Below are 16,343 nucleotides of genomic sequence, written 5' to 3' on the forward strand. Positions count from 1 at the left end.
AGTCGGGGTCTCCTCGTTTTCAGTGCAATAAGTGACGGTACGCAAAGCTAGCACTGGCGCGGGGGTGGTCTGGGTAGACCGTTGATTTCATTGACTTTCCTGTTCGCTTTGTAAACGGGTATGGTGGCCTCCCACTTTTGAGGTTCACGATGCAGGGTTGGCACACAACGTTTTTGGGGATGCGTGGGCTCCCCCGCGATATCAGCGACTTCGAGATGAAGGCATTTTTCACCTTCGATGGTGCCGAGCGCGACGCAATCAATGCACGCCGAGGTGATTCCCACAAGCTTGGTCTGGCGCTCCATATTGGTTTCCTGCGCATGAGTGGGCGTTTGCTCGGTGCCTTTCGGGTAATTCCAGTAGCCTTGTGGCGCCACCTTGGCAACGAGCTTGGCATTGCAGCACCAGAAGTCGCCTCGCTGAGAGCCATGTATGAACGCGGGCGCACGCTATTCGATCACCAACAAGTAGCCTGCACGGTCCTTGGATTCCAGTGGATGAGCGAGCACCAGCGCCGCTCACTGGTACGTGAACTGCGCGACGAAGTGGCGCGCTGCGCCGACCGCGATCAGCTACTCGTGCGGGCGCGTCAATGGCTGTACAAGAACAAGCTGGTGATCGTGCACGAGCGGGCAATTCGGACACTGATTGCGGCGGCACTTGCCCAGCTTGAAGTTGAAACAGGCACCGCCATCGCCGCCAGCGTTGATCCAGCAACACTTGATCGCTGGCGAGCCTCAGTTTCAGAGCTGCGCCCAGATGGACAAACCCAGCAGAGTTGGCTATGGGCTGCACCGGCGAAACACTCAACCCGCCAAATCAGCGAGGTACTGGAGCGCATCGACCTGCTTTACACGCTGGACGTTCATAAGCACCTGGCAGACATCCCCGATCTCATCTTGCGCCGCTACGCGCGCCGACTTGTCTCCAGGCCGCCCTCAGCCGGAGCCAAGATCAAAGAGCCAGCGCGCACCGTGGAGGTCGCATGCTTTCTTCGGTATTGCCTGTTCACCACCACAGACCAGTTGATCCTTATGGTGCAGCGCCGGATCGCCGATCTGTGGCGTCAGGCTGCCGCCGATGTCCCCGCTACCGTCAATTGGGCCGCAATGTACAAAACGCTGCTCGGCGAACTTGTTGCCTTGAGCGCGCAAGGTGCGGTGCCAGATGCTGAGTTGCGTGCCCGTCTTGAAGCCTTGATCACCGAAACCCAGAAACGCAAACCACCGAGCAGGGCCTCCCTGGTCCGCGAGGGATTGATTGATGGAATTCGCCCCGTGCGGTCGTTGCTCGTCGCCATTGCAAAGCTGCCCTGGCAGGCCACCGGCGAGCATCCTGCCATCGAGTACCTTGCCAAGCTGCAAGCTTTATATCTCAAAGGATCCAGAAAGCTGCCAGTTGAAGTGGTGGCACCAAGTCTGGGAATGATCTGGCAGGTTTCGATCTCCAGCCCAGACCGGGAACGGGCGTTTCAGGCGTTGGAGGTGGCCACCCTGTTTGCCCTGCGCCGCGCGGTGCGCAATGGCTCGGTCTGGATTGAGCACAGCCTGAGCTTTCGGGGTCGTGCGCGCTTGTTCTTCACGGACGAGCGTTGGCAGGCAGAGTCCAAGAAACACTATGCCCGTCTATCGTTACCCAGCAAGGCTGCCACTTTCTTGAAGCCTTTGCTGGCCAGAGTAACTGCCGGTGTCGATGCGGTGGCCGCTGCAGCCCGCAGTGGCGTACTGCGCGTGGATGATGAACTCCATTTGTCGCCATTGCCCGCAGAGGACGAAGACCCAGAAGTGACCAAGCTGCGCGCGGCTTTGGGTCACCGCATCGGTGAGGTTCAATTGCCGGAAGTGATTCTGGCCGTTGACGCCCAGGTGCGCTTTAGCTGGATCATGCTCGGACGTGAGCCGCGCTCTACCGACGAGCTGCTGATGGTCTATGCCGGCATCATGGCCCACGGCACCAGTCTGACTGCGGTCGAATGCGCGCGCATGATTCCGCAATTGTCTGCCACCAGCATTCGCCAGGCCATGCGCTGGGCGCGGGACGAACGGCGTCTGAGCCAGGCCTGCCAGGCTGTGCTGGAATTCATGCAGCGACACCCGATTGCCGCCACCTGGGGGCGGTCCGATTTGGCATCTTCTGACATGATGACCATGGAGACCACCAAACGGGTGTGGCAAGCCCGGCTTGATCCTCGGCGCAACACACCTTCCATTGGAATCTACTCCCATGTAAAAGACCGGTGGGGCATCTTCCATGCGCAGCCCTTTGTGCTCAATGAGCGCCAGGCGGGCGTGGCCATTGAAGGTGTCATCCGCCAAGAAAAGCTGGAGACCAGCCAGCTTGCTGTGGATACCCATGGCTACACCGACTTTGCCATGTCACATGCCCGTTTGCTTGGTTTTGATCTTTGCCCGCGGTTGAAGGAACTCAAACAGCGCCACCTCTTTGTGCCACGCGGCACCAAAGTGCCCGCAGAAATCGCTGCGGTGTGCGAAGCCAATGTCGACGTCGCTTTGATCGAAAAGCATTGGGATAGTCTGGTGCACCTGGCAGCCTCGGTCATGAGCGGACATGCCAGTGCGGTGGCAGCTCTTGCGCGGTTCGGTTCTGCCGCCCAGGGCGATCCAATCTATGAGGCTGGCGTGCAATTGGGGCGGTTGCTGCGTACGGCGTTTTTGGCTGACTACTTTGTCAAGGACGCTTTCAGGAACGAGTTGCGCCGGGTGCTCAATCGGGGCGAGGCTGTTAACGCCCTCAAGCGCGCCATTTATACCGGCCGGATCAGCCCGGCGCAGGCCAAACGTGTCGATGAAATGCAGGCTGTGGCCGATGCGTTGAGCCTGATGGCCAACATCGTGATGGCGTGGAATACCTCACAGATGCAGGCGGTCCTGGATCGCTGGTCGAACCGCCGCCAGGTCATTCCACCGGAACTGATCGGGAAGATTGCGCCCACCAGGCTGGAGAGCATCAACTTGCGGGGTGTGTTTCGCTTCCCGGTTGACCGCTATGCTGACCAAATCCTGCCTTCGCGGCCAAATGCATCGATAACTGGCACCAATGGATGAAACCGACCACGGTTTGACGCCACGAATCGCAGATTTGAAAGTGAACAGGAAAGTCAATGAAATCAACGATCTACCAACACCACCTCCGCGCCAGTGCTAGCTTTTCGTACCGTCACTTATTGCACTGAAAACGAGGAGACCCCACCTTCTCATCGCGGTGTGGCACCGTCGCGGCGGCGGCTCGGGCTCGCAGCCTGACCAGGTGCAATCGGCCGGCTCAGTGGCGCTTCCCACATTGCGCAGCGCCCATACCGATCGCGGGCCTCGTCCATGGACACAAGCACCCTCCTCTTCGCCATGACCGCGACTCTCGCCGGGGTGGCTTTGCACGCCCGGCGCCTGAGCATCGAGAAGCGCGAAGGCGTGCTTCTCAGAGTCTTCACCGGTCTGTGCGGCGCACGCGCTGCGGTCACGGCGATTCTCAAACGTAGCACGCTGATCCACTTGCTCGTTGCCGACTGACGTCCCCAGGACTCGTGCAGCCCGAAGCTGGCACAATATTCGCGCGACGCTGATCGTGAAGTCCGCTTGACTTGCGGCAGACTCGCCCAGTGCATGGTTCGGGGCTGAAGCACATGGATCGACAGGGCGCCGATTACGCCCCCTGGCCTGCCTCCTCGATAACTGCCGACGCTACACGATGTCCAGCCCGACCCTCGAAAAACTGTTCGCTGCCATTCCCGGTCAATGGGAAAAGGTCATTGCCACCGCCATCCTGATCGGCCTCGGGCTGGCGCTGTCTCACCTCTGGGCCCGCTATCTGGCCCGCGGCGAAATCTCCGCCGAGAAGCGGCGCATGCACCTGGTGTGGGCACGCAACGGCATCTGGTTCCTGGTGCTGCTGCTCATCATCTCGGTCTGGGCGTCGACGATCGCCGGCTTCGCTTTGTCGGTGGCGGCCGTCGCCGGTGCGCTGCTGATCGTCAGCAAGGACCTGGTGATGTGCGTGCTGGGCTACTTGTACGTCACCCTGGTTCAACCCTTCAAGGTGGGCGATCTCATCGAGTTCAACCAGCTGCACGGACGGGTCGTCGACATCGACATGTTTGCCACCACCCTGGTCGAGCTGGACCACGCCGGGCAGGTTACGGGCAAGACGGCCGAGTTTCCAAACGGGCTGCTGCTGACCATTCCCCTGAAGAACAACTCACCCACCGGCGAGTACGCCCTGCACCTCATCCGCATGCCCATTCCCAGAGGCAGTGGGTCCGACCTGGACCGAATCGAAGAGGCTGCCCTGGCGGCGGCCGATCAGGCCACCAGCGCCTGGCGCGACGAAGCCTTGGCCCACTTCCGCAAGATCTCTGCCGAGAGCTTCATCGCCTACCCTTCGGGCCGGAACAGGGTATCCTGGGACTTCTCCGATCCTAGGCAGTTGGTTCTCGTCGTGCGCGTCACATGCCCGGGCGCGGAACGTGCCAAGGTCGAACAAGCGGTCTTCAAGGACATCTGGCGCGTGCTCAGGCCAGCGCCGGGCCGCTCCCAAGCGTCGGCCTGAGCCTCCCCACGGGGGAGTGCCCGCGCAGCGGGGAGGGGTGGTCGATTTCACGCCGGCCAGCCCAGGGTAACGAAGTGCACCGGCCATTCTGGCGTAGGGTCGATGCCGACCAGCGCGGCCGCCTCGTCGTCGTAGAAGGTGCCCACTGCACACACGCCCAGCCCGAGCGCGCCGGCCTTCAGGTACAGGCGCTCGCCGGTCATCCCGACCTCCAGGAACGTGTGGCGGTAGCCGCGCGCGGCACCGGCGGGGTCTCGGGTGAAGCCAGCGCGTGCGATGGTCAGCACGAACACCGCCGCTACATCGCCTGAGACGTCCCGATTGAGCGCGGCAGCGCGCGTACAAGCCCGTCGCACCGGCACCGCACCCGTGCTCGCCCGCAGCACGTGGCGCAGGCCGTTGTAGCGCTAGGTGTGCCGACCGCGCAGCGCGCTGCGGCGGACGCGGGCGTCACGCGGCAGGGGGTCATTCAACCACCTTGGCGATGCAGCGCCCGAGTGATCTCCATTGCGGCCGACAAGGGTTCCATGCTGGAGGCATTCTGCGGCTAGGCTCGCTTGGCCCCAGTCGGTCGCTCCCGACCCTGGCGGCGCAGAGTCGACATGGTGCCGTGCTATTATTAGTTGGACTTCCGGAACCGAGGGTACGTCGCCGTTGATGTCAACGTGTCGGCCCGTGGTCCCTGTGGAGCGGGCGGACTGATCCCGCCCGGGCGCGAACCCGACCCCGGCCACGGGACGCAAGAACAACACATGCACGCATCCTCTAACCTCAGCGCCGATCCGGCGACGGCCGCATCGGCGCGGCCTAGTCAATGGATCGGGCGCCTCGCTGCTCTGGCGCTGCTCTGGTGGGTCGTGGCGGGCGGCACGGCGTCGTCCTGGATCGTCGGTGTTCCGACGATCGTGGCAGCGGCACTGCTCACGCCCCTGGCCCCGCGAGGGCCATGGGGCCTGAGCCTGTCGGGTGCGCTGCGCTTCGCGGCCTTCTTCCTGCGCGAGTCACTGCGCGGTGGTGTGGACGTGGCTCGGCGCGTCAGCGCGTCGCACCCGCGCGTCGCACCGGGCCTGGTGCAGTACCTCTGGCGGCTGCCCGAGGACGGACCGGCACGCTCGCTATTCGCGCTCTGCGTGGGCCTGCTGCCGGGCACGCTGGTGGCAAACGTCGGTGGGCGGGATCTGCTGATTCACGCCCTCGACACCGGCGCGCCGGTGGCCGCCGAACTGGCAGCGCTCGAAGATGCCGTCGCCGGCCTGTTCTCGCTCGCACTGCCCGCTGTGGCGCCCGGAGCGCCCGGTCAGGGCTGAGCGGATGGCCGCCGCACTGTGGATCATGGCCGCGCTGGTGCTGGCGACGATCGCGCTCGGCCTCCTGCGCGTGGAACGTGGCCCGTCCAACGGCGACCGCATGCTGGCCGCGCAGTTGCTGGGCACCGGCGTCGTGGCCGTGCTGCTGCTGCTGGCGCGCGCGACGGACGCCCCCGCCCTGCTCGACGTGGCCCTGGTGTTGGCGCTGCTGGCCAGCGTGGCCAGTGCGGTGTTCGTGCGGCGCATTGGCGTGACGCCACCCGAGGCGATACCGGCGTCGCCACCAGACACCGGCCCGACCCCGGTCAACGGGCCGGTACAGGGGCCGCAAGCATGACCGGCATCCCCTGGCGTGAAGGACTGTCGCTGACGCTGATCGGCGCCGGCGCACTGTTTTTCCTGGCCGGCAGCGTCGGCGTGCTGCGGCTGCCCGACCTGTTGTCGCGGCTGCATGCGCTGACCAAGGCCGACAACCTCGGCCTGGGCTTCCTCGTGGCCGGCCTGATGTTGCAGGCGGCCAATGCGCAGGAGGTACTTAAGCTGCTGCTGGTCTGGCTGCTGGTGCTGTTCGTCAGCTCGGTGGCCTGCTACCTGGTAGCACGCTCGGCCACGGCTTCGGCGGCGCGCGCGGACGGCGGCGCGCCGGCCGCCGGAGGCGACGATGGCCGCTGAGGTGCAGGTCTTCGACGCCGTGCTCGTGGTCCTGCTGCTCTGGCTGGGCTGGCGCGCACTGGCCAGCGCCGACCTGTTCAAGGCCGTCGTGCAGTTCATCGTCTTCGGGCTGCTGCTGTCGCTGGCCTGGGTGCGGCTGGGCGCGCCCGATGTCGCGCTGGCCGAAGCCGCGATCGGCGCTGGCCTGGCGGGCGCGCTGCTGCTCGATACGCTGGCGCGGCTGGGCCGCTCGGGCGCCGCCGACGAAGCGCGGCCGCTCGGCCTGACGCCGGCGCGCGCCGGCATCGCGCTGGCGGCACTCGGCCTGGCCGCGCTGCTGGTGGCCTCGGCGCTGGCCCTGCCGGAGCGCTGGCCGGGCCTGGCCGAGCCGGCGCTGCAGCAGCTGCCGGCCAGCGGCGTCAGCAACCCGGTGACGGCCACCCTGCTCAACTACCGCGGCTACGATACCCTGCTCGAGGTCGGCGTGCTGATGCTGGCCGTGCTGGGCGTGTGGATCCTCGAAGCCGAGCCGGCGCTGCCGCGCCCTGCCGCTGACCCTATGCTCGGGCTGCTGCTGCGCGTGCTGCTGCCGCTGACAGTGATCGTGGCCGGCTACCTGCTGTGGGTCGGCGCGCACGCACCTGGAGGCGCCTTCCAGGGCGCGGCGCTGCTGGCCGCCGGTGGCGTGCTGTGGCACCTGGCGCGGCCGCTCTCGCTCGGCCCGAGCCGGGCGGTGCGGGCGATCGTCGTGCTCGGCTTTGCGGTTTTTCTGGCGGCCGGCGTGGCGACGGCCCTGCTCGGCGGTGGCTTTTTGACCTTTCCACCCGAATACGCCGGCGCCATCATCCTGGTGATCGAGGCCGCCGCCATGCTGTCGATTGCGCTCATCATGGTGGCGCTGTTCGTCGGCCGCGAGCGAGCGCTGAACGACGCCAACGCCCCGAACACTGCCGCTGACCCGAGTGCTGTGCCCGGCGCCCCCGACCCGGGGGCGGCACCGTGAGCCTGGCGCTGCTGTACGGCCTGGCCGGCATCGCGCTGGTGGCGATGGGGCTGTATGCGGCGCTGGCGGCGCGCCATGTGCTGCGCCGCCTGCTCGGCCTGAACGTGCTGGGCTCGGGCGTGTTCATGATGCTGGTCGCCCTGGCCTCGCGTACCACCGATATCGCCACCCGCCCCGACCCGGTGCCGCACGCTATGGTGCTGACCGGCATCGTCGTCGCCGTCAGCGCCACCGCGCTGGCGCTGGCGCTGCTGCGGCGCATGCATGTGCACGAGGGCAGCCCGCGCCTGCCCGAAGACCGCGACGACGCTTCGCCATGACCGGCAGCGCATCGCTCGTGACAGTGCTCGTCGTGCCGTTGGCCGGTGCGGTGGCGGCGCTGCTGGCCGGCCAGCGTGGCGCCGCGGCCGCCAGCCTGCTGACGAGCGCGCTCGGTGTCGCGGCAGCGTTCGCACTGGCGGCGGAGGTGATGACGGGTGGCATGCAGCACGTCGCGGTCGGCGGCTGGGCAGTGCCGCTGGGGATCGAGTTGCGCGCCGACGGTCTGGCCGCAGCGATGCTGCTGATAACCGCGGTGATCGGCGCGGTCATCTCGGTCTTCGCGTGGCGCTACTTCGGTGCCGCTGGCCACCACGACCTAAACGCCCTCACCACCGGCCCGCCCGGGCCGGCCGGCGAAGTCGCGCCGCCAGCGCCGGCCTCGACCCAGTGGCTGTTCTGGCCGGTGTGGCTGCTGGCCTGGGGCGCACTCAACGCGCTGTACCTGTCGGGCGACCTGTTCAACATCTACGTCACGCTGGAACTGCTCGGGCTGGCCGCGGTGGCACTGGTGGCGCTGGCCGGCGCGGGTGCGGCCGCCGCCGCACTGCGCTACCTGCTGTTCGCGCTGCTGGGCTCCATGCTCTACATTCTGGGCGTCGAGCTGTTGTACGCGGCGCACCAGACGATGGACCTGCTGCAGCTGCGCCAGAGCCTGCAGCCCGGCCTGTCGGTGTGGCTGGCCGCGGCGCTGATGACCGCCGGGTTACTCGTCAAGACCGCGATCTTCCCGCTTCACTTCTGGCTGCCGCCGGCGCACGGATCGGCGCCGGCGCCGGTGTCGGCAGCGTTGTCGGCCCTGGTCGTCAAGGCCGGCTTCTACCTGCTCGCGCGGCTGTGGCTGGACCTGTTCGGTCCCCTGCCGGGCGCCGGCGTGGTGCCCGCGTTGCTGGGTGCGCTAGGCGCGCTCGCCGTGCTTTGGGGCGGCCTGCAGGCGCTGCGCCAGGCGCGCCTCAAGGCCATGATCGCCTACTCCACCGTGGCTCAACTGGGCTACTTGATGATCGCGCTGCCGTTGGCGGTGGCGGGGGGCTCGGCAGGTGGGGCGATGCATGCCGCCGTGCTGCTCGCGGCCAGCCATGCGGCGGCCAAGGCCTCGATGTTCATGTGCGCCGGCTCGCTGCTGGCCGCCTACGGGCATGACCGCATCGACGCGATGGCAGGCTTCGGCTCGCGGCTGCCGATCACCGCCACCGCCTTCGCGCTGGCCGCGCTCAGCTTGGTCGGTCTGCCGCCCACGGGCGGCTTCGTCGGCAAGTTCGCGCTGGTCGAAGCCGCGGTGCGCGCCGGTGCCTGGTGGGCCGTGGCGGTGGTGCTGGCCGGCAGCCTGCTGTCGGCCGCGTTCCTGTTCCACGCCCTGTCTCGGGCCTTCGCCGATGCCCCCGCCGACAAGGCCTCGGCAGAGGTGCCGGCGGCCCCGCAACTGGCGGCCCTGGCCCTGGCTCTGGTGGCCGTGGCCCTGGTTGCCGCAGGCGAACCACTGCGCCGCCTGCTCGCGGTCGGGGCCCTGCCGTGAGCGCGCAGGCCTGGGTGCCGCTGGCGGTGGTGGCGAGTTCGCTGCTGCCAGGGCTGGTCATCTTCCTGCTGCCCGAAGACCGGCGCGGGCTGCGCGCCACGCTGAACCTGGCGGGCGCCTTCGCCAAGCTGGGCCTGGTCGGCATGATGCTCTGGAACATCGGCCGCTTCCACGAGTACGAAGCGCGCATGACGGTGTTGCCCGGGCTGGACCTGGTGCTGCGCGCCGACGAACTGAGCCTGCTTTTCATGACCCTATCGGCCCTGCTGTGGCTGCTGACCACGGTCTATGCGATCGGCTACCTCGAAGATTCGCCGCACCGCAGCCGCTTCTTCGGCTTCTTCAGCCTGTGCGTCTCGGCCACCGCGGGCATCGCGTTAGCAGGCAACCTGTTCACGCTGTTCGTGTTCTACGAGATCCTCACGCTGGTGACCTATCCGCTGGTCATCCACCGCGGCACCCCGGCTGCGCTGGCGGCCGGGCGCACCTACCTCTTCTACACCGTGCCGGCCGGCGCGCTGCTGCTGCTGGCGGTGGCCGCCAGCCAGGTGCTTACCGGGCCGCAGGACTTCGTCGGCGGCGGCTACCTGAAACCTTTCGGCGCCGACCATGCCACGGCCCTGGTGCTGCTCTTTGCCGCCCTGGTGACCGGCTTCGGCGTCAAGGCCGCGCTGGTGCCGCTGCACGGCTGGTTGCCGCAGGCAATGGTCGCGCCGGCGCCGGTGTCGGCCCTGCTGCACGCGGTGGCGGTGGTCAAGGCGGGGGCCTTCGCCATCGTGCGCGTGGTCTACGAGATGTTCGGCATCGAATTCGCCGCGACACTCGGCGTGCTGACGCCGCTGGCCATGGTGGCCGCAGTGACGATCATCTACGGATCGCTGCGCGCGCTGATGCAGGACGAGTTGAAGAAGCGCCTGGCCTACTCCACCGTGAGCCAAGTCTCCTACATCGTGCTCGGCACGGCGCTGCTCGGGCCGGTGGCGACGACAGGCGCGCTGGTGCACCTGGTGCACCAGGGGCTGATGAAGATCACCCTGTTCTTCAGCGCAGGCAACTATGCCGAGACGCTCGGCGTGCACCACGTCAGCGAGATGGACGGCATCGGCCGGCGCATGCCGCTGACCACCGCCGCCTTCACAGTCGGCGCGCTCGGCATGATCGGTGTGCCGCCGGTGGCCGGCTTCGTCAGCAAGCTCTACCTTGGCGCCGGCGCGGCGCAGGCGGGCCAATGGTGGGCCATCGGCGTGCTCGCCGTCTCGAGCCTGCTCAATGCGATGTACTTCCTGCCGGTGTTGCACCGCGCCTGGTTCCGCCCCCAGAACGGCCCCTGGCCGCACGAGGACGGTCGCGGCCGCGACGCCAAGCCGATGCTGCTGGTGCCGGTGCTGCTGACGGCGCTGTTCTCGGTGGGCGTGGGCGTGCTGGCGGCGACGCCGTGGAGCCCGCTCGACTGGGCGTATCTGATCATTCGCCGGGAGTACGGCGGTGGCTGACGCGATGGCGTCTGACGCCTTCATCGCTGCGACCGGCGGTGCGCTGACCTGGCTGGCCCCGGCGCTCGTGCCGCTGGCCGCCATGCTGCTCCTGCTGCCGGCGCTGCGCCGGCTGAACCGCCTGCGCCTGCTGCTGCCGCTGGCGGCGCTGCCCGCCCTGGGCGTGGCGCTGTTCGCAGCGCCGGGTGCCGTCGACCTGCCGTGGCTGTTCCTCGGTGCGCGCTTCGGGCTGGACGGCACCGGGCGCATCTTCCTGCTCTTCACCTCGGCGCTGTGGCTGGCCGGCGGCGTGCATGCGCTGGGCTATCTGCACGACGACCCGCGGCGCAACAGCTTCTGGCTGTTCTGGTGCGCGGCAATGGCGGGCAACTTCGGCCTCGTGCTGGCGCAGGACGCGGCGAGCTTCTATGTCTTCTTCGCCCTGATGAGCTTCGCTTCCTACGGGCTGGTGGTGCACTCGCGCACGCCCGAGGCCCTGCATGCGGGCCGCGTCTACCTGGCGCTGGTGGTGCTGGGCGAACTGGCGCTGTTCGCCGCCATCGCGCTGGCCTGGCAAGCTGCGGGCAGCCTGAACTTCGCAGACATCGGCCCGGCGCTAGCGGTGTCGCCGTGGCGCGATGCGGTGATCGGCCTCACGCTTGTGGGCTTCGGGATCAAGGTCGGTGCGCTGCCGCTGCACGTGTGGCTGCCGCTGGCGCACCCGGTGGCGCCGACGCCGGCCAGCGCCGTGCTGTCGGGCGCGATGATCAAGGCCGGCCTGTTGGGCTGGCTGCGCCTGCTGCCGCTGGGCGTGCCGGGCAGCGCCTCGCTGGCGGCGCCGGCCTGGGGCGAGGCGCTGGTCGTGCTCGGACTGGTGGCCGCGTTCGCCGCAGCGCTGGTGGGCGCGATGCAGCAACATGCCAAGGCGGCGCTGGCCTATTCGAGCATCAGCCAGATGGGCTTCGTCACGGTGGCCGTCGGTTTGTCGCTGGCCGTGCCTGCTGCGGCCCCGGCGGCAGTGGCCGCGGCCACGCTGTATGCGTTCCACCACGCTTTTGCGAAGGCGGCGCTGTTCCTGGGCGTCAGCCTGGTTGGCGCAGCGACGGCGCGCGCACGTGCGCTGTGGATGCTGGGCTTGGCGCTGCCGGCGCTGGCCCTGGCCGGCGCGCCGCTGACCAGCGGCTACGCGGCCAAGGCGGCGCTCAAGGCTGCGCTGCCCGAGACCTGGGCCTGGCTCGGCATGGCCTTGAGCCTGGCCGCTGCCGGCACGACCCTGGTGATGCTGCGCACGATCTGGCTGCTGAAGCGCGACGCGGGAAACCACGCCGCGCACCCGCCGAACCTTGCCATGTGGGCCGGTTGGGCGCTGCTGGTGGCCGCCAGCGCGGCCGGATGGTTGGTGATCGGAGAAACGCGCGAACTGCTGCCCTCCACGGCCGGCGGCTGGGCGGCCGCGAGCTGGCCAATCGTACTGGGCGTCAGCCTGGCGCTGCTGCTCTCGGCATGGCGCCGCAGAAGCCCAAGCGCCGATTCGCTCGCGGTGCCGCCGGGGGACCTGGTGGTGCCGCTGCTGGCGCTGGCCAGAGCCCTCGCCGGGTCGAAGCAGGACGGGCATGGGGCGGCGGCGGGGCACGCCGAGCACGGCGCCGAGCCCGTGGCGCACGCCACCGTGCCGTCATGGCCCTGGTTGGGCCGCGCCGAATCTGCGCTGGCTGGCGGCAGCGGCCTCGCGCTGGCCCTTCTCGGCGCCGCCATGGTCGTGCTGTTGATCGCGTCGGCGTAGGGCACCGGCGCGGCGCAGCGGCACGAAGCCGGCCTTCCGACGCGCTCGCCGCTTCGGTCAGCGCGTGCCCGCCAGCGCCGGCTGCACGCGCCGGCGCCAGATGCCGACGGCCACGCTGAGCGCAACGCCGGCCAACACCAACAGTACCGCGCCGACCCCCCAAAAGACGAGCACCAGCGTCGGCAGCCAGGCCATCAGCGCAGGTGCGCTGGCAACCGCCCACTCGATCATTGGCGCGGACGCCGCGAGCATCGCCTTGACCGCTTCCAGCGACTGCGCGGGCAGCCAGGGTGCCAGCCAGGCCGGCAGTTCGAGGGCGCCGATCCAAACCTGCCAGCCAGCGGTACCTGCGCCACCCCCGTGGCCCAGGCCGACCACCCGGACCAGTCGGCCAGGGCATGGGCCGCCCAGGCCAGCAGCGACCACAGCAGGAGCAGCAGCAACATGGACAGCCAGACGAAGACGTGCGGCCAGGGGCTGCGACGGGGGGCTACGGCGCGATCGGGGGATTCGGTGGGCATGATGGCTTGCTTTCGAGTTGTGGAGTCGATGGGAACGCTCAGTTGAGTATGCGCGCACCGACGGCGTCGCCGGCGCGCTGCAGCGGACCCAGCGGATTGACCTGCCGCTCGGTGCGGTCGATGCGCGCCTCGCCACCGAAGTTGCGGAAGACGACCAGTTCGCCGCGCACCACGACCAGTCCGTCGAAACGCCAGCCGGCCACGGCCGTGGTGCGCTTGAAGTTGAAGAAGTCGAGCCAGAACGAGCCCTCGCGGCGTTGCGTCTGCCCGCCCAGATGGAAGACGTAGGCCCGGCATTGCGCCTGCGCGGCCACGCAGGCGCGCACACCCTCGTCCAGCGTCTCCAGCGGCACGCCGGGATGCGGCGCGAGCCGCGTCACGACCTCAGGGTACGGCACCCGCGTGACGTTGCGCCCACCCTCCGGGTCGAAGCCCAGCCCCGCGAGTTCGGCGACGGTGGTGCGGAACGGCAGCACCTGCTCGAGCGCACGCTGCGCCGACTCGAAACTGTCGAAGCCCGAGGGCTGTTCACTCGAGCCCCGAGGCAGCAGCGACGCGCAGCCGGCCAGCGACGCGCTCAGCAGCGCGGCCAGGGCCATCGACAAGAGGCGCGCAGGGGCACGCGGCGGCCGCACCGCCTCGCAGGGGCGTCTCCTCATGGCGTGATGGCCACCTTGAGCACGCCGTCGCGCTGGTGCCCGAACAGGTCGTAGGCGCGCTCGATGTCGTCGAGCTTGAAGCGGTGCGTCACCATCGGCCCGAGATCGACCCGGCCGGCCTGGATCACCGCCATCAGCCGGCGCATGCGTTCCTTGCCGCCGGGGCACAGCGTCGTCACGATCTGGTGGTCGCCCAGCCCGGCGGCGAACGCGCCGAGCGGAATCGTCAGGTCGCCCGAATAGACGCCCAGGCTGGACAGCGTGCCGCCCGGGCGCAACACGCGCAGGCAAGCCTCGAAGGTGGCCTGGATGCCCAGCGCCTCGATCGCGACATCGACGCCGCGCCCGCCGGTCAGGCGCAGGATCTCTTCGACCGGGTCGACGCGGCTGCTGTCGATGACGTGGTCGGCGCCCATGCGGCGCGCGATTTCCAGCCGCGAGGCCAGGCGGTCGACGCCGATCACCGTCGTCGCGCCGCTGAGCTTGGCGCCGGCGGTGGCGCACAGCCCGATCGGCCCCTGGGCGAAGACCGCCACCGTGTCGCCGATGCGGATGCCGCCGCGCTCGGCGCCGCCGAAACCGGTGGACATGATGTCGGGGCACATCAGCACCTGCTCGTCGCTGAGTTCGTCGGGAACGGGCGCGAGGTTGACCATCGCATCGGGCACCAGCACGTATTCGGCCTGGCAGCCGTCGATGGTGTTGCCCAGGCGCCAGCCGCCCAGCGGCTTCCAGCCATGCGCGGTGCCGGCGCCGTCCTGCGCGCCGCAGCCGCACAGGCAGGCGTTGCTCCAGCCGCTGGGGGTGATGGCACCGGCGATCACGCGCTGGCCCTCGCAGTAGCCTTTGACCGCCGAGCCGAGCTTCTCGATCACGCCCACCGGCTCATGACCCACGGTCAGGCCGCGCGCCACCGGGTACTCGCCCTTGAGGATGTGCACGTCGGTACCGCAGATCGTGGTCGTGGTCACGCGCAGCAGCGCGTCCAACGGACCCACGTCGGGGACCGGCTTATCGTCGAGCACGATGCGACCAGGTTCGACGAACATCGCCGCCTTCATTTTCTGGGTCATGGTCACCTCCTGCCCATGCAAGGGCTTTGGTGGTTGGGGAACCTCCATTGTCAACGTCTGCCACCAATAAGACATTGACTCGCGTCAACCCGGACAAGTTCTAAAACCGTGTCGTGGTCGGTCCGCCCCACAATGGGTGCCCTGTCACCCTCCTTGCTCCCGCCCACCGCCCCGCAACCTGCCATGCGCACGCGCCAATCCCTGGCGCGTGGCCACTGGGCATTGCCCTAGCTAGGGCCGGTTCAGCCCGGGCGGATGTTGTTGCGCTGGATCACCTCGGACATGGCCGCTGAAGCGGCGACCGATACCGTTGCGATCCGCATGGCGTCGCATGGCCGGCACAGCGACCTGATGATACCGGCCGCCGTGATTGACGCCGACGCCCGGCCTGCCCGGCGGAAGTTTCACGAGGAGGATCATTTCGAGGTCGCCTCGGGTGATCGCACCTACTACCAGGCGGTCGATCCATGTCAGTGGGTTGGCCTATACGCGTTGTTGTGGCCCAGTCCCGGCGTGCTGCACATTGTTGCCCTGCAGAGCGCGCCCAAGCGGCAGTTCGCCGGCGCGCGGAGGCCACCCTAGACATCTCGCGCGATGGCGCGCAGCACCTGGTGGCCGCGATCGCTGCCAGCGCGAGCGCGACGACCAGGGTCGGCCGATCACCTTCGCCCCGTCACCGTACGGTCAGGGACGCTTCTAAGCCTCAATCGACCGATTTCACCTGTCCAAGACCTACCATGTCTGCGTGGAGCCACGAGTACGCGGTCCAGGGGTAGCGGTGCGCGCGGCGCAGACCATCACAACCGGCATACTCGCCAAGAAACTACCTCTGGGCACAGTGCGACATCCCGGTCCGCCAGCTGCGCTGCGGCCTGCTCCGATGCCGCCGACCGCGAATTGACACACGCCAGGGGCAACGGGTTGAATCTGTGCTGCACGGCGCCCATGGTCCCTGAACCCTTGTCACCCAAAGACCCAATGCATGCCGTCAGCGTGGATACCCACTCTACGCAGGACGACACGGTGCAAAGCATGTTGCACGCGGTGGTTACGGTGCCCGCCGAACTGCGGCAGGCGTCGCCGCGTGCAGCCGCACTGGGCCTAGACAGCTCGCTCGAGCGCGACTGGAGGCTTGGGCAGCCTGGCGCAGAGGAGCTCATCACCCGCGTCGGCCAGGAGTTCGGTGTGCGGCTCGACGAGAACGCCCTCACCGTGGCCAAGACACCGCGCGACCTGCTACGGCTGGTCCGCCAGGTATCGCCCGCTTCGACGACGGACGCTGTGCTGGCGGCGCTGAACGCGCTGGTGTCCGCGCGAATTGACCAGATTCGCGTCAACCTCGAACGGCTGCGCAGGGTGGGGCGTGCCCTCGTCAGCGGCCAACTGCTGGTCGACATAGCCGGTTTCGAGACTGGGCTGTGGCTCGACGGCCGCAAGGCCTGGCGTTCGCGCGAGGTCGTCGGCCATCTATACCGGC

General features: G+C 68.3%; 17 protein-coding genes. 13 read left to right on the top strand and 4 right to left on the bottom strand.

Going from position 1 to position 16,343, the window contains the following annotated elements:
- The first annotated feature begins 149 nt into the window (after positions 1–149).
- From AAAK34_RS16985 to AAAK34_RS16995, 3 genes are all read left to right on the top strand, one after another.
- A complete protein-coding gene (locus AAAK34_RS16985; protein WP_175795906.1) occupies positions 150–3,065 on the top strand; it encodes a Tn3-like element IS1071 family transposase in 2,916 nt (971 codons plus the stop codon).
- Positions 3,066–3,362: 297 nt separating this feature from the next.
- Positions 3,363–3,527 (top strand): hypothetical protein, encoded by a 165-nt coding sequence (locus tag AAAK34_RS16990; RefSeq protein ID WP_212745079.1) that lies wholly within the window; start codon positions 3,363–3,365, stop codon positions 3,525–3,527.
- A gap of 178 nt (positions 3,528–3,705) precedes the next feature.
- Positions 3,706–4,563: a mechanosensitive ion channel family protein gene (locus AAAK34_RS16995; RefSeq protein WP_231698747.1), complete on the top strand. Its 858-nt coding sequence runs from the start codon at positions 3,706–3,708 to the stop codon at positions 4,561–4,563.
- 47 nt (positions 4,564–4,610) lie between these two features.
- Here AAAK34_RS16995 and AAAK34_RS17000 read toward each other — a convergent pair whose 3' ends face one another.
- On the bottom strand, positions 4,611–4,919 hold the full coding sequence (locus AAAK34_RS17000; protein WP_171019933.1) for a nitroreductase family protein: 309 nt from the start codon (positions 4,917–4,919) through the stop codon (positions 4,611–4,613).
- Positions 4,920–4,949: 30 nt separating this feature from the next.
- On the opposite strand from AAAK34_RS17000, the gene AAAK34_RS17005 reads away from it, so the two are divergent.
- The 9 genes from AAAK34_RS17005 to AAAK34_RS17045 all read left to right on the top strand — a co-directional run bounded on the left by AAAK34_RS17005 (position 4,950) and on the right by AAAK34_RS17045 (position 12,613).
- Positions 4,950–5,114 carry a hypothetical protein gene (locus tag AAAK34_RS17005; RefSeq protein WP_431777497.1) on the top strand — a complete coding sequence of 55 codons (165 nt, stop codon included), beginning with the start codon at positions 4,950–4,952 and terminating at the stop codon, positions 5,112–5,114.
- A gap of 201 nt (positions 5,115–5,315) precedes the next feature.
- Positions 5,316–5,870, top strand: a complete 555-nt coding sequence (locus AAAK34_RS17010) for a Na+/H+ antiporter subunit E (protein WP_231698749.1) — start codon at positions 5,316–5,318, stop codon at positions 5,868–5,870.
- A gap of 4 nt (positions 5,871–5,874) precedes the next feature.
- Complete coding sequence (locus tag AAAK34_RS17015) at positions 5,875–6,207, top strand: monovalent cation/H+ antiporter complex subunit F (protein ID WP_137918481.1); 333 nt, start codon at positions 5,875–5,877, stop codon at positions 6,205–6,207.
- Positions 6,204–6,542 (top strand): monovalent cation/H(+) antiporter subunit G, encoded by a 339-nt coding sequence (locus AAAK34_RS17020; protein ID WP_231698750.1) that lies wholly within the window; start codon positions 6,204–6,206, stop codon positions 6,540–6,542. Before AAAK34_RS17015 ends, AAAK34_RS17020 begins: the two co-directional genes overlap by 4 nt.
- The gene (locus tag AAAK34_RS17025) at positions 6,532–7,524 is read left to right on the top strand and encodes a hydrogenase subunit MbhD domain-containing protein (protein WP_137918479.1); all 993 of its coding nucleotides are present in this window, start codon (positions 6,532–6,534) and stop codon (positions 7,522–7,524) included. Before AAAK34_RS17020 ends, AAAK34_RS17025 begins: the two co-directional genes overlap by 11 nt.
- A complete protein-coding gene (locus tag AAAK34_RS17030) occupies positions 7,521–7,844 on the top strand; it encodes an NADH-quinone oxidoreductase subunit K (RefSeq protein WP_171019932.1) in 324 nt (107 codons plus the stop codon). Before AAAK34_RS17025 ends, AAAK34_RS17030 begins: the two co-directional genes overlap by 4 nt.
- Entirely contained in the window at positions 7,841–9,358 is a 1,518-nt protein-coding gene (locus AAAK34_RS17035; RefSeq protein ID WP_431777498.1) for a complex I subunit 5 family protein, read from the top strand. Before AAAK34_RS17030 ends, AAAK34_RS17035 begins: the two co-directional genes overlap by 4 nt.
- On the top strand, positions 9,355–10,851 hold the full coding sequence (locus AAAK34_RS17040; protein ID WP_137918477.1) for a proton-conducting transporter membrane subunit: 1,497 nt from the start codon (positions 9,355–9,357) through the stop codon (positions 10,849–10,851). Before AAAK34_RS17035 ends, AAAK34_RS17040 begins: the two co-directional genes overlap by 4 nt.
- Positions 10,844–12,613 (top strand): complex I subunit 5 family protein, encoded by a 1,770-nt coding sequence (locus AAAK34_RS17045; RefSeq protein ID WP_231698752.1) that lies wholly within the window; start codon positions 10,844–10,846, stop codon positions 12,611–12,613. The genes AAAK34_RS17040 and AAAK34_RS17045 overlap by 8 nt, the downstream gene beginning before the upstream one ends.
- Positions 12,614–12,670: 57 nt before the next feature.
- On the opposite strand, the gene AAAK34_RS17050 is transcribed toward AAAK34_RS17045, so the two are convergent.
- Genes AAAK34_RS17050 through AAAK34_RS17060 form a run of 3 tightly spaced genes read right to left on the bottom strand, consistent with a single transcriptional unit; the run spans position 12,671 to position 14,866 of the window.
- A complete protein-coding gene (locus tag AAAK34_RS17050; protein ID WP_431777499.1) occupies positions 12,671–13,192 on the bottom strand; it encodes a hypothetical protein in 522 nt (173 codons plus the stop codon).
- Positions 13,173–13,739: a hypothetical protein gene (locus tag AAAK34_RS17055; protein ID WP_231698753.1), complete on the bottom strand. Its 567-nt coding sequence runs from the start codon at positions 13,737–13,739 to the stop codon at positions 13,173–13,175. Before AAAK34_RS17055 ends, AAAK34_RS17050 begins: the two co-directional genes overlap by 20 nt.
- A gap of 50 nt (positions 13,740–13,789) precedes the next feature.
- Positions 13,790–14,866 carry an NAD(P)-dependent alcohol dehydrogenase gene (locus AAAK34_RS17060; protein WP_137918473.1) on the bottom strand — a complete coding sequence of 359 codons (1,077 nt, stop codon included), beginning with the start codon at positions 14,864–14,866 and terminating at the stop codon, positions 13,790–13,792.
- A 255-nt stretch (positions 14,867–15,121) separates the two neighbouring features.
- Between AAAK34_RS17060 and AAAK34_RS17065 the strand changes: the two genes are divergently transcribed.
- Complete coding sequence (locus tag AAAK34_RS17065; RefSeq protein ID WP_137918472.1) at positions 15,122–15,448, top strand: DUF2459 domain-containing protein; 327 nt, start codon at positions 15,122–15,124, stop codon at positions 15,446–15,448.
- The last annotated feature ends 895 nt before the right edge of the window (positions 15,449–16,343 follow it).

Origin of the sequence: Ottowia caeni (assembly GCF_050821495.1) — a bacterium.
In the GTDB taxonomy this organism is placed as follows: Bacteria; Pseudomonadota; Gammaproteobacteria; order Burkholderiales; family Burkholderiaceae_C; genus Ottowia; species Ottowia caeni.

Bases quoted from the DNA above. Each gene is read 5' to 3' on its own strand.
- AAAK34_RS16985 (WP_175795906.1), top strand. From the start codon at position 150: ATGCAGGGTTGGCACACAACGTTTTTGGGGATGCGTGGGCTCCCCCGC.
- AAAK34_RS16990 (WP_212745079.1), top strand. From the start codon at position 3,363: ATGACCGCGACTCTCGCCGGGGTGGCTTTGCACGCCCGGCGCCTGAGC.
- AAAK34_RS17060 (WP_137918473.1), bottom strand. From the start codon at position 14,866: ATGACCCAGAAAATGAAGGCGGCGATGTTCGTCGAACCTGGTCGCATC.
- AAAK34_RS17035 (WP_431777498.1), top strand. From the start codon at position 7,841: ATGACCGGCAGCGCATCGCTCGTGACAGTGCTCGTCGTGCCGTTGGCC.
- AAAK34_RS17020 (WP_231698750.1), top strand. From the start codon at position 6,204: ATGACCGGCATCCCCTGGCGTGAAGGACTGTCGCTGACGCTGATCGGC.
- AAAK34_RS16995 (WP_231698747.1), top strand. From the start codon at position 3,706: ATGTCCAGCCCGACCCTCGAAAAACTGTTCGCTGCCATTCCCGGTCAA.
- AAAK34_RS17065 (WP_137918472.1), top strand. From the start codon at position 15,122: ATGTTGTTGCGCTGGATCACCTCGGACATGGCCGCTGAAGCGGCGACC.
- AAAK34_RS17015 (WP_137918481.1), top strand. From the start codon at position 5,875: ATGGCCGCCGCACTGTGGATCATGGCCGCGCTGGTGCTGGCGACGATC.
- AAAK34_RS17025 (WP_137918479.1), top strand. From the start codon at position 6,532: ATGGCCGCTGAGGTGCAGGTCTTCGACGCCGTGCTCGTGGTCCTGCTG.
- AAAK34_RS17010 (WP_231698749.1), top strand. From the start codon at position 5,316: ATGCACGCATCCTCTAACCTCAGCGCCGATCCGGCGACGGCCGCATCG.